Source organism: Methylobacterium sp. FW306-05-D (assembly GCF_058782155.1).
On sequence record NZ_JBYSXL010000106.1, the window covers coordinates 1 to 11,354 of the forward strand.

Sequence of the window (11,354 nt, forward strand, 5' to 3'; positions counted from 1 at the left end):
GGCCTGGAGGGGGCGGAGGCGGGACGCATCGCCCGCCGGGTCGCCGACTACATCGCGGGCATGACCGACACCTACGCGGTGATCGCCCACCGGCGCCTGTTCGCGACGACGCCGGACCTGCACTGGAGCCCGGCCAGCCGCGGCCTGCCCCTCACCGACCCGTAGGGCCGGGGGCGGGCGACCTCAGAGGACCAGCCCCTCGTGGAACAGGTCGGCGGAGATCGGCAGCATGAAGTGCACGCCGATGCCGCCCTCGAAATGGCGCACCACCCGACCGGGGGTCCGCCCGACCATCAGGCTCATGCCGATCGCCGGGGTGCTGCCGGTGGCGAGCGCCACACCCGACATCGAGATGTCGATGATCCGGGCCGACACCTCGCGACCGCTCTCCAGGCGCAGCACGACCCCCGTGACCAGGGGCGTCAGGCGCTCGTGCGTGCGGCCCTCCGGCAGCCCGAGGCTCTCCCGGTTGGCGAGCCAGGTCAACTGCGAGGCGATCTTGTCGCGCTTGCGCGGCGTCGCGCTGAGGCGGACGGCGAAGCCCCCGGGGATGAGGCGGGCGATGGTGCCCTCGATGCGGCCGACATGTTCGAGGTAGAGCACCACGCGCTCGCCGACCTCGCCGGTGACGGCGCAGGTGAGGCGGACCCCGCCCGGGGACATGTCGACGGTCTGGCAGGGGTATTCCCGCCGGTCCGCCAGCATGTAGCGCCCCAGCATGGAGACCTTGACGCGGTGGTGCCGGCGCAGGTCCGAGATCCGGACGTCACGGGGCAGCCTCGCGGGCGGACGGGCGGCGACCTCGATCATGGGAACAGGGCGACTCGTTTCGAGGCTTCACTGCCCGTCAGGCTACCGGTCGCTGGTTACGATAAGGTTTGCCCGGTCAGGCGCGCCCGCCGGGATGGACGAGGAGGTGGCCGCGCCGGAGCGGGGCGCTGTCGTTGGCGGGCTCGGGCAGGTCCTGCAGGGTCGCCTGCGCATCGCGGTAGGCCGGGGCGGCCTCGTGGCCGAGGATGCGCAGGGAGGTGGTGCGGATCTGCGTCAGGGGCCGGATGCCGAGCCAGTGCGGCACGCAGGTCGGGCTGAGGGCGCCCAGGATGCGGGACTGCGTCTCGCCGTGGTGGCGCAGGGGCAGCAGCAGGAGTTCGAGGTCGATGCCCTCGCCGCGCTCGGTCAGGCCCTGCAGGCCGGCCACGACCCCGACCGTGTCCAGGGCCACGGCCTCGACGAGCAGCCACGGATCGGCGTCGGGCCGGCCCCAGAGGCCGGCGAAGTCCCGGCCCTTCAGCTCGCGCCCGAACAGGGCGCAGACATGGGTGCCGGCCAGCCGGACCGAGGCCGCCCCGCGCGCCATGTCGACCTCGAGGATCAGGCTGTCGGCCAGGAGGTTGCGGATCTCGCCGGGCTCGATCTCGCTGCGCTCCGGCGCGGCGCGGGCGTGCCGCAGCTTGTCCCAGTAGGCGTGGAGCAGGCGGCTGGTCGGATGCTTCATGGGAGTCCCACAATGGCACGGTCCGGCGAGGGACCTTCTCGAATCGGGCGCTTTCGGGACGGTTCTGGGCCGCTCCGGAAGTCTGTGCCAGGCTCGGCGCAGAGCTTATGCCGCTCACCCTCGCGGCGCCCCCTTAACCCTTCGTCAAGGTTAACGGGCGTCGGGAGTTGTCCACCGGCAAGTTTGGGCAGGCCGCCTCCGCGCGAGGCCGGGCGGAGCGCGGCGATTGTTCACGCGGCGCGGCTTTCCGGCACCGCGGGGCTTGCGGCGCCGCATCCCGCCCCGACATGGTGGCCCCATGGATGCCAGCCCCGACCTGCCGCCGCAGAACCGCGTTCCGATCTTCAACATGCCGGGCGTGGTCACCGCGTCGATCGGGGTGCTGGTGGGACTCCACGCCCTGCGCGAATTCGTGCTGCCGGACACCTGGGACATCGCCGCCCTGATCGACCTCGCCCTGATTCCCGGGCGCTGGAGCGTGGCCGTCGATCCCGCCCGGGCCGAGGAGCTCCTGCGGGCGGCCGCGGCGCTGGCGGGCGACCCCGAGGTCGTCGAGGCCCGGCAGGCCTTCGCGCGCTACGTGGCGGCCGACCCCGCCGCGATGCCCTGGACCTTCGCGACCTACGCGCTGCTGCACGGCTCGTGGATGCACGTGATCTTCAACACCGTCTGGCTCGCCGCCTTCGGCTCGCCGGTGGCCCGTCGCTACGGCCCCTGGCGCTACGGCCTGATCGCCCTCGTGGGCGCGGTGGCGGGCGGCATCCTCCACGTCCTCCTCGATCCCTTGAGCACCGCGCCCCTGATCGGGGCCTCGGCGGGCGTCTCGGCCCTGATGGCGGCCGCCGCGCGCTTCGTGTTCCAGCCGCCACCCGTCCATGCCGGCGCGCTCCCCTGGCAGCGCCCGGCGCCGCCCCCGCTCCAGACCATCCCGGAGCTGATGCGCAACCGCACCGCGGTGGTGTTCCTGGGGATCTGGCTGGCGACGAACTTCCTGTTCGGGGTCATCGCCCTGCCGCTCGGCGCCGAGGCGACCTCGGTGGCCTGGGACGCGCATCTCGGCGGGTTCGTCGCGGGCTTCTTCCTGCTGCCGCTGCTCGACCGCACCCGGCGCTGATCGCAGGCCCCGGCCCCGGCCAAGATCTGAATTATTCTGCTATTCACCCGGCAAGGTCCTGCGGGATCTTGCCATATGCCGGCGCACGCCACACAATCGCCATAGACCGAGCCGGGCACCCCGCCACGACAGGCCAAGCCCGGCCGCCCCGTCCCACGGGTGAATTCAGGGAAAGGACACGTCCATGACCGTTGCTCGCATCCTCGCCGAGAAGGGCCGCTCCGTCGTCACGGTGGAGCCGCAGCGCACCCTCGACGAGGCCATCCATCTCCTGGCCGAGAAGCGCATCGGCGCCGTCGTCGTCAGCGATGCGGACGGGGCGGTGCGCGGCATCCTCTCCGAGCGCGACATCATGCGGGCGCTCGCCGCCAAGGGCGCCAACGCCCTCGACGCCCTGGTCTCGGAGCACATGACCGCGGAGGTCACCACCTGCACCCGCGCCTGCAGCATCGAGGAGGTCATGCAACTCATGACCGAGGGCCGCTTCCGCCACGTGCCGGTGGTCGAGGACGGCCGGCTCACCGGCCTCATCTCCATCGGCGACGTGGTCAAGCGCCGGATCGAGGCCGTCGAGGCCGAGCATCGGGCCATGCGCGACTACATCACCATGGCGTGAGGCAGGTCGGAGCCGAGACAGGTCCGGCCCGGGATCAGGTCCGGGCGGCGGCCGCGGCCACGAGGCCGCGGATCTGGGGCAGGGCGGCCCGCGCCGCCTCCCGGCCGAGGGCGATCCCCTCGGCCGCCCGGTGGAACTCGAACAGCCCCATCCCGGCCAGGCGCGGCACGATGGCGATGTCGGGCGGGTCGCCGGCCAGGCGCGCCCGCGAGATCCGGTCCTGCGTGATGTTGAAGGCGTCGAGCATCACCCGGGCCATGCCGGGGGTGGCGAGGCCGTTCGCCCGCTCGGGCTCGGCCTGCCGCGGCCCCGGACGGCGCAGGATCCAGCGCCGGGGCCGGCGGGGGGCGGGGAGCACGGCCTCGGCCGTGACCCGGGCGGGCGACGCCTCCCGCGTGCCGGGGCGCGGGTCGCCGTTGAGGTTGACGCAGATCACGAGGTCGGCCCCCAGCGCCCGGGCGATGGTCACCGGCACCGGGTTGACCAGGGTGCCGTCGAGGAGGAGCCGGCCGCCGCAGCGCACCGGCGGGAAGACGCCCGGCAGGGCGTAGGAAGCGCGCAGGGCCTCCACCAGGCAGCCCCGGGTGAGCCAGACCTCCTCGCCGCTGTGGAGGTCGGTGGCGACGCTGGCGAAGCGGATCGGCAGGCCCTCGATGCGGCGGTCGGCCAGATCGTGCTGGAGGCGCCGCTTCAGGCGGTCGCCCGCGATCAGGCCGGAGCGGAGCCGCAGGTCGAGGAGGCCCATCACGCTGCGCCGGGTCAGCGACAGGGCGAAGGCCTTGAGCAGGCCGAGCTGGCCCGCCGCGTAGCAGCCCCCCACCACGGCGCCGATGGAGCAGCCCGCCACCACGGCCGGGTGGATGCCGGCCTCCTCCAGCACCTCGATCACCCCGATCTGCGACCAGCCCCGGGCCGAGCCGCCGCCGAGCGCGAGGCCGATGCGGGGGCCGGGGGCCTGCGGCGGGGCCACGGGCTCGACCGCCCCGGCCGGAAAGCGCGCGCGGGCGGGCGCCACCTGCCGGACCTCGACCCGGGCGGGGCCGGGGGACAGGCCGTCCCACATCATCGCCGGACGGCGCCGGAACGGGAAGACGGGACACGGACGGCGCGCCGGACCCGCCTCGGACAGGTCCGCAGCGCGCCGGGATCAGGCATCGGCGGGCCGCAGGGTCGCGCGGCCGGTCGCCAGATCGTGATCGACCCTTCGGTAGAAGCAGGCGCGCCGGCCGGTGTGGCAGCAGCCGCCGTCGCCGCCGACCGTCACGCGGATCAGCACGGCGTCCTGGTCGCAATCGACCCGCATCTCGACCACGCGCTGGATCTGCCCGCTGGTGGCGCCCTTGTGCCAGAGCGTGCCCCGGGAGCGCGACCAGTACCAGGCCTCGCCGGTCTCCAGGGTGCGGGCCAGGGATTCGGCGTTCATGTGGGCGAGCATGAGCACCTGCCCGTCGGCGGCGTCGACGGCGATGCAGGAGACGAGGCCGTTGGCGTCGAAGCGGGGGGTGAAGGCCGCCCCCTCCTCGACCTCGGCCCGGCCGCCGGGCTCCGGGAAGGCGCTCGTCATGGCGGGCCGGCTCAGGACTTGTTGCGCACGAGGGTGAGGAAGCGGACCTGCTCGTTGGCGTCGTTGCGGAAGGCGCCGCGGAACTGGGTGGTGATGGTGGAGACGCCGGCCTTCTGGACGCCGCGCATCGCCATGCAGAGGTGCTCGGCCTCGACCATCACGGCGATGCCGCGGGGCTTGAGGATGCTCTCGATCACGTCGGCGATCTGGGCCGTCATGGTCTCCTGGGTCTGCAGGCGGCGGGCGAAGGTGTCGACCACGCGGGCGAGCTTCGACAGGCCGACCACGCCCTTGGTCGGGTAGTAGGCGATGTGCGCCAGCCCCATGAAGGGCACCATGTGGTGCTCGCAATGGGAGTAGAACGGGATGTCGCGCACCAGCACGATATCGGAATAGCCCTCGACCTCCTCGAAGACCCGCTCGAGCAGCGCGTCGGCGTCCTGCTCGTAGCCGCCGAAGATCTGGCCGTAGGCCTTCACCACCCGGGCCGGCGTGTCGCGCAGGCCCTCGCGGTTCGGGTCGTCGCCGGCCCAGCGCAGGAGCGTGCGCACGGCGGCCTCGGCCTCCTCGCGGCTCGGGCGGCCGGTGGCGACGGCGTCCGGCACCCGCTGGGCGGAGGCGGGCAGGGGGGCGATCTCGGGTGCGGTCTCGGGGGCTTCAGGCGCGCGCGCGTTGTCGTTGCGCATGGCGCCGAGGGCGCCGTTCTGGCGGGTCGGTTGCATCCCGGATTCCTCCGTCTCGGTCAGGCGGTAGGAAAGGGACTTGAGCGCGGCATCCATGGCATCTTCCGCCCGGGCGATCCGGGTCGTCATCGGGTGGCTGTCAGGCTTTGCGTACATCGTCGAACCATGGGGCCGTCGGAAAAGCTCGGCCGATGCCCGGACGGTGCCGTCTGCCGTGGCGCGACCCCGGCCGTGGGCGCGACCCGGGTCGACGTGCCGCCTCCTCGCGAAACGGTGCGTGGGGGCCTATATCGACGTTATCGCGCCGGCGCGCAATGCGGGCCGCGCGGATCAGCCCTTCGGATCGGGAGCCGGCGGCCCGCCGGGCACCCGGGGGGGCGCGCGGATCAGGTCGCAGACGGAACGGAACGCCATGCTCGACGACATCTACAACCGTCGCATCCTCGAACTGGCCGCCGACATCCCGCGTCTCGGGCGCCTGCCGGCGCCGGACGCCAGCGCCACCGCGCATTCGAAGCTCTGCGGCTCCACCGTCACGGTGGATCTGGCGGTGCGGGACGGCACGGTCACCGACTTCGCCCACGAGGTGAAGGCCTGCGCCCTGGGCCAGGCCTCGTCCTCGCTCATGGCCCGCCACGTGGTCGGCACCAGCACCGGCGAGCTGCGCGCGGTCCGGGCCGCCATGCGGCGGATGCTCAAGGAGAACGGCCCGGCGCCCACGGGGGCCTGGGCGGACCTCGCCGTGCTGGAGCCGGTGCGCGACTTCAAGGCCCGCCACGCCTCGACGCTCCTGACCTTCGACGCGGTGGTGGAGGCCCTCGACCGGATCGAGGCCGGGGCGGCGGCGGCCGAGTAGCATGCTGCTCCGCCGCGTCGCCCACGGGGCGATCCGCACCTATCAGCTCACCCTGTCGAGCCTGATCGGCCGCCAGTGCCGGCACTGGCCCTCGTGCTCGCACTACACCGACGCGGCGATCCAGCGGCACGGGCTCTGGGCGGGCGGCTGGATCGGGTTTTCCCGCATCTGCCGCTGCGGCCCCCTCGGCACCCACGGCATCGACCTAGTGCCGGAGGCGCTGCCGCCGGGCGCCGCCTGGTTCCGCCCCTGGCGCTACGGCCGCTGGCGCGGGGTCAACGCGCCGCCCTCGCCCTTCGCCTGCGAGGCGACGGAGGAGGGGGCGCCTAGACCGGCGCCGCCGTGATCCACTTCAGGAACACCAGCGTCCCCGTCACCGTGAGGGCGCCGCCGATGCGGGTGGCGATCTGGGCGAAGGGCATCAGGGTCATCCGGTTGGCGGCGGTGAGGATCGCCACGTCGCCGGTGCCGCCCTGGCCGCTGTGGCAGGCGTTCACGATGGCGGTCTCGATCGGGTACATGCCGAGCCGGCGCCCGACGCCGTAGCCCGTCGCCATCAGGGTGACGACGGTGGCCACGATGGTAATGAGGTTCGGGATCGTGAACGCCGCCACGAGCTTGTCCCAGGGGGTGAGCGAGACCCCGATGGCGAAGAGCAGCGGATAGGTCATGCCGACCTGGACGAACTTGTAGACGATGAAGCCGCCGGCCTGGAGCCGGGGCGAGACCGCGCTGGCGAGCTTGGCCAGCACCGCCAGGAACAGCATCGCCACGGGGGCGGGCAGGCCGGTGAGGTGGTGGCACATCACGCCGAGCAGGTAGAGCGTCACCGCCGTGAGGCCGGCCGCCGCCACCGTGGCGGCGTCGATCGGGCCGGTCTCCACGGGCGCGCCCGCCTCCATGTCGTTCTCCGTGTCGGGCTGCAGGCGGCCCTCGCCGGTGAGGTGCGGGCGGTGCTTGCCCACCCAGTTGAGGGTGCCGGCCAGGATGATCGCCGTGAGGCTGCCCAGCATCACCGGCGGCAGCACCTGGGCGAAGACGTCGCCCTGCGGCATCCCGAGGATCGCCCCGTAGCCGATGGAGAGCGGGATCGCGCCCTCGCCGACGCCGCCGGCCATGATCGGCACCACGATGAAGAAGAAGGTGTGGTGCGCCCCGAGCCCCAGCAGGGTGCCCACCAGGGTGCCGACGCAGCCCGCCGCCAGGGAGCCGAGGCCGAGGGGGACGAAGATCTTGAGGAAGCCCTTGATCAGCACCGCCCGGTCCATGCCGAGGATGCTGCCGACGATGATGGCTGCGATGTAGAGGTAGAGGAAGTTGGTGAACTTGGTGAAGTCGGTGATCGCCTTGACGATCGGGCCCGGGATCAGCGCGTAGTAGACCAGCGCCGAGGGGATGAAGGTGGCGAAGATCGCCCCCGCCCCGATCTGGCGCAGGACCGGCAGGCGCTTGCCGATCTCCGCGCAGGTGAAGCCGCCGAGCACCAGCACGGCGATCATCGTCGGCGCGTCGGCCTTGATCTCGCCCTCCGCGGTCAGCACCCAGAGCAGCGCCACCAGGATCAGGTAGACCGGCAGCGGGATGATGCCGATCTGGATGTCGACGAGGCGCCACCAGCCCTGCGGCCAGAAGCGCCGCGTCCCGGCCCGTCCGCCCGGCAGGTGGGCCGTCGTGGTGATCGCGACGCCCTCGGGGTGCGCCGTCGGTACGGGGCTCGGCATGAACGTCTCTCCCGGCGAGAGCCCTGTTTTGCCCCGCGGGGCCGGCTCGTCTCTGATTTTTGGATTTTTTTCTGGTCTCGACCGTACGGAACGGAAGGCCGGGGGCCAGCATCAGTCGGGTCGGGCCGTCCTTGTCAATTGATCGGCCCGCACGCGCGGCACTGGTGATTGAGGATCACTGGGGATTGTCAGCAACCCGGGGGCGGGAGCGCCGGCCGGCGGTCCCGCGGCGTCCCCATGGGCCGCGCCGCTCGGAATTCGCGTTCCTTCCCGCTGCGAATGGGTCTAAACGGCCCGGCGCGGCGCCGCATCGCGCCCGCCCCGATCCGAGAACCGCCCCCGCTTACCTGCCGCGTACGCAGGAGTGAGCCTCCAAGGAGCCCCGGCCATGCCGATCCTGACCTTCCCCGACGGCAACACCCGCAGCTACGACGCCGCGATCACCGGCCGTGCCGTCGTCGAGGGCATCGCCAAGTCCCTGGCCAAGCGCACCGTCGCCATGGCCCTCGACGGCACGGTGCGCGACCTCGACGACACGATCGCGCAGGACGCCCGCATCGAGTTCCTCGACCGCACCGATCCGCGCAGCCTCGAGCTGATCCGGCACGACTGCGCCCACGTGCTGGCCGAGGCGGTGCAGGCCCTGTGGCCGGGGACGCAGGTGACCATCGGCCCGGTGATCGAGAACGGGTTCTACTACGACTTCGCCCGCGACGAGCCCTTCACGCCGGAGGACTTCCCGAAGATCGAGGCGAAGATGCGCGAGCTGATCGCCCGCGACGCCCCCTTCACCAAGGAGGTCTGGACGCGGGACGCCATCCGGGCGCTCTTCGCCGAGAAGGGCGAGGCCTACAAGGTCGAGCTCGTGGACGCGATCCCGCCCGGCGAGGACCTCAAGGTCTACCGCCAGGGCGACTGGTTCGACCTCTGCCGCGGCCCGCACATGACCTCCACGGGCAAGGTCGGCACCGCCTTCAAGCTGATGAAGGTGGCGGGCGCCTATTGGCGGGGCGATTCCAACAACCCGATGCTGACCCGCATCTACGGCACCGCCTGGGCCACGAAGGAGGATCTCGACGCCTACCTGCACCGCCTGGAGGAGGCCGAGCGCCGCGACCACCGGCGCCTGGGGCGCGAGATGGACCTGTTCCACTTCCAGGAGGAGGGGCCGGGCGTCGTGTTCTGGCACGCCAAGGGCTGGACGGTGTTCCAGGAGCTGATCGCCTACATGCGCCGGCGCCTGCGCGGCGACTACCAGGAGGTCAACGCCCCCCAGATCCTCGACAAGGCCCTGTGGGAGACCTCCGGCCACTGGGGCTGGTACCGGGAGAACATGTTCGCGGCTCAATCCGCCGGCGACGAGGCCGAGGACAAGCGCTGGTTCGCGTTGAAGCCCATGAACTGCCCCGGCCACGTGATGATCTTCAAGCACGGCCTGAAGTCCTACCGCGACCTGCCCCTGCGCATGGCCGAGTTCGGCGTGGTCCACCGCTACGAGCCGTCCGGCGCCATGCACGGCCTGATGCGGGTGCGCGGCTTCACCCAGGACGACGCGCACATCTTCTGCACCGAGGACCAGCTCGCCGACGAGTGCCTGAAGATCAACGACCTGATCCTCTCCACCTACGCGGATTTCGGCTTCGGCGAGATCGTGGTGAAGCTCTCGACCCGCCCCGAGAAGCGGGTCGGCTCGGACGCCCTCTGGGACCATGCCGAAGAGGTCATGACCCGGGTGCTCGCCCAGATCGAGGAGCAGTCCGGCGGCCGGATCAAGACCGCGATCAATCCGGGGGAGGGCGCCTTCTACGGGCCGAAATTCGAGTACGTGCTGCGCGACGCCATCGGGCGCGACTGGCAGTGCGGCACGACGCAGGTCGACTTCAACCTGCCGGAGCGCTTCGGCGCGTTCTACGTCGATGCCGAGAGCGGCAAGAAGCCCCCGGTCATGGTCCACCGCGCCATCTGCGGCTCGCTGGAGCGTTTCACGGGCATCCTGATCGAGCATTTCGCTGGGCATTTCCCGCTCTGGCTGGCGCCGGTGCAGGTGGTGGTCGCCACCATCACGGGCGATGCCGACCCCTATGCCCGCGAGGTCGTGGCCGCCGCGACGCGCCTCGGCCTGCGGGTCGAGGCCGACCTGCGCAACGAGAAGATCAACTACAAGGTCCGCGAGCACTCGCTCGCCAAGGTGCCGGTGATGCTGGTCGTCGGCCGCAAGGAGGGCGAGGAGCGCACGGTCTCGGTGCGGCGCCTCGGCAGCCAGCACACCCGCACCGGCGGCCTCGACGAGACCCTGGCCGCCCTGGTGGCGGAGGCGACCGCGCCGGACCGCATCCGGGCGGATTCGGTGGCCGAGACCGTGCCGAGCGCCGAGGTCGCCCTCGACGGCCGGCACGGCGAGGCGCCGACGCCGTAGGGCCGCCCCCCCCCCCCCCCGGGGGGGGGGGGGCCGCCCCCCCGCCCCGGAGGGGGGGGGGGCCGGCGTCAGCTCGCCTTGGCGATGACCTCGACGTCGCGGTTCAGGCCGCTCTCGACCTTGAACTCGCGGGTGTAGACCTGCCCGTCGTGGCGGGCGATGAGGACGTAGTCGCCCTCCGCCAGGGTCACCTGCGGGAAGGCCCCGATGGCCTCGCGGATGGTGTCGCCGCCCGGCGTCAGCACCGAGAAGGCGGTGCCCGCGAAGGCCTCCGCCCCCTCGGCCGCCACGAGCTTCAGGGTCAGGGTGGCGGCGCGGTGGTTGAGGGTGGCGTCCGTGACCTTGCCGTTCTCCACCTTGAGGTCGGCGCGCTGGATCGCGTTCGAGCCGCCATAGGTCGAGACCACGTGGTAGGTGCCCTCGGGCAGGCGCAGGAGCTCGCCCGCCTTGACGCCGCTGCGCACGAGGCGCCCCTCCGAGTTCGTCCCGATCGGCACGAAGACCGAGAAGGCGAGCTGGTCGGGGCTGAGCTTCACGTCGCCGATGGCGCCCGAGAGCTTGAGCGCCCCGGCATTGACCTTGAGCTGCTCGGAGGCCGGCTGGCCGGCCATGACGACGCGGCGCGCGGCGCTGGCGAAGCCGTAGGTCACGGTGGCCACGTAGGAGCCCGGCGCCAGGGTGAAGCTCGGCTCGGCCGCCTCGGAGCGGGCCACGATGGCGGGCTTCGTCCCGTCCGTGCGGTCCTCGTAGATGCGCCAGGCGAGCCCGGAGCGCAGGGGCCTGTCGCCGCCCGCGAACACCGCCGAGAGGGTCAGCGCCGCGCTCGCCGCGCTGGGCAGCGGCGGCGCCGAGGGATCGGACATCGACGGAGCCGACAGGGTGGGGGAGG

12 protein-coding genes and 1 pseudogene are annotated in these 11,354 nt (G+C 72.4%); 6 read left to right on the forward strand and 7 right to left on the reverse strand.

All coding sequences use genetic code 11. The annotated features are described in order from the left end of the window. Positions 1-165: pseudogene (locus tag AC3WLN_RS22170) on the forward strand (deoxyguanosinetriphosphate triphosphohydrolase); the annotation flags it as partial. An 18-nt stretch (positions 166-183) separates the two neighbouring features. Here AC3WLN_RS22170 and AC3WLN_RS22175 read toward each other — a convergent pair. After that, positions 184-810 (reverse strand): PilZ domain-containing protein, encoded by a 627-nt coding sequence (locus tag AC3WLN_RS22175; RefSeq protein WP_492484897.1) that lies wholly within the window; start codon positions 808-810, stop codon positions 184-186. Positions 811-886: 76 nt separating this feature from the next. After that, positions 887-1,495: a PAS domain-containing protein gene (locus tag AC3WLN_RS22180; RefSeq protein WP_463777862.1), complete on the reverse strand. Its 609-nt coding sequence runs from the start codon at positions 1,493-1,495 to the stop codon at positions 887-889. Positions 1,496-1,793: 298 nt separating this feature from the next. Between AC3WLN_RS22180 and AC3WLN_RS22185 the strand changes: the two genes are divergently transcribed. Both AC3WLN_RS22185 and AC3WLN_RS22190 read left to right on the forward strand, forming a co-directional pair. Further along, on the forward strand, positions 1,794-2,609 hold the full coding sequence (locus tag AC3WLN_RS22185) for a rhomboid family intramembrane serine protease (RefSeq protein ID WP_492484899.1): 816 nt from the start codon (positions 1,794-1,796) through the stop codon (positions 2,607-2,609). 184 nt (positions 2,610-2,793) lie between these two features. Next, a complete protein-coding gene (locus AC3WLN_RS22190; protein ID WP_492484901.1) occupies positions 2,794-3,225 on the forward strand; it encodes a CBS domain-containing protein in 432 nt (143 codons plus the stop codon). Between the two features lie 34 nt (positions 3,226-3,259). On the opposite strand, the gene AC3WLN_RS22195 is transcribed toward AC3WLN_RS22190, so the two are convergent. From AC3WLN_RS22195 to folE, 3 genes are all read right to left on the reverse strand, one after another. Beyond that, positions 3,260-4,291, reverse strand: a complete 1,032-nt coding sequence (locus AC3WLN_RS22195) for a patatin-like phospholipase family protein (RefSeq protein WP_463777872.1) — start codon at positions 4,289-4,291, stop codon at positions 3,260-3,262. Positions 4,292-4,372: 81 nt separating this feature from the next. Further along, on the reverse strand, positions 4,373-4,789 hold the full coding sequence (gene hisI, locus AC3WLN_RS22200) for a phosphoribosyl-AMP cyclohydrolase (protein WP_492484903.1): 417 nt from the start codon (positions 4,787-4,789) through the stop codon (positions 4,373-4,375). 11 nt (positions 4,790-4,800) lie between these two features. Then, positions 4,801-5,568, reverse strand: a complete 768-nt coding sequence (gene folE, locus AC3WLN_RS22205; protein WP_492484913.1) for a GTP cyclohydrolase I FolE — start codon at positions 5,566-5,568, stop codon at positions 4,801-4,803. Positions 5,569-5,884: 316 nt separating this feature from the next. Here folE and AC3WLN_RS22210 point away from each other — a divergent pair, with 316 nt between their 5' ends. Both AC3WLN_RS22210 and yidD read left to right on the forward strand, forming a co-directional pair. Next, positions 5,885-6,328 (forward strand): iron-sulfur cluster assembly scaffold protein, encoded by a 444-nt coding sequence (locus AC3WLN_RS22210; RefSeq protein ID WP_492484905.1) that lies wholly within the window; start codon positions 5,885-5,887, stop codon positions 6,326-6,328. Positions 6,329-6,332: 4 nt separating this feature from the next. Then, a complete protein-coding gene (gene yidD, locus AC3WLN_RS22215; RefSeq protein ID WP_492484915.1) occupies positions 6,333-6,674 on the forward strand; it encodes a membrane protein insertion efficiency factor YidD in 342 nt (113 codons plus the stop codon). On the opposite strand, the gene AC3WLN_RS22220 is transcribed toward yidD, so the two are convergent. After that, positions 6,655-8,049 carry a 2-hydroxycarboxylate transporter family protein gene (locus AC3WLN_RS22220; protein ID WP_492484907.1) on the reverse strand — a complete coding sequence of 465 codons (1,395 nt, stop codon included), beginning with the start codon at positions 8,047-8,049 and terminating at the stop codon, positions 6,655-6,657. The genes yidD and AC3WLN_RS22220 overlap by 20 nt on opposite strands. A gap of 388 nt (positions 8,050-8,437) precedes the next feature. On the opposite strand from AC3WLN_RS22220, the gene thrS reads away from it, so the two are divergent. Continuing rightward, entirely contained in the window at positions 8,438-10,465 is a 2,028-nt protein-coding gene (gene thrS, locus AC3WLN_RS22225) for a threonine--tRNA ligase (RefSeq protein ID WP_492484909.1), read from the forward strand. 68 nt (positions 10,466-10,533) lie between these two features. Here the strand turns inward: thrS and AC3WLN_RS22230 are convergent. Then, on the reverse strand, positions 10,534-11,354 hold an 821-nt coding region (locus tag AC3WLN_RS22230; RefSeq protein WP_492484911.1), incomplete at its 5' end, for an RgsD C-terminal domain-containing protein.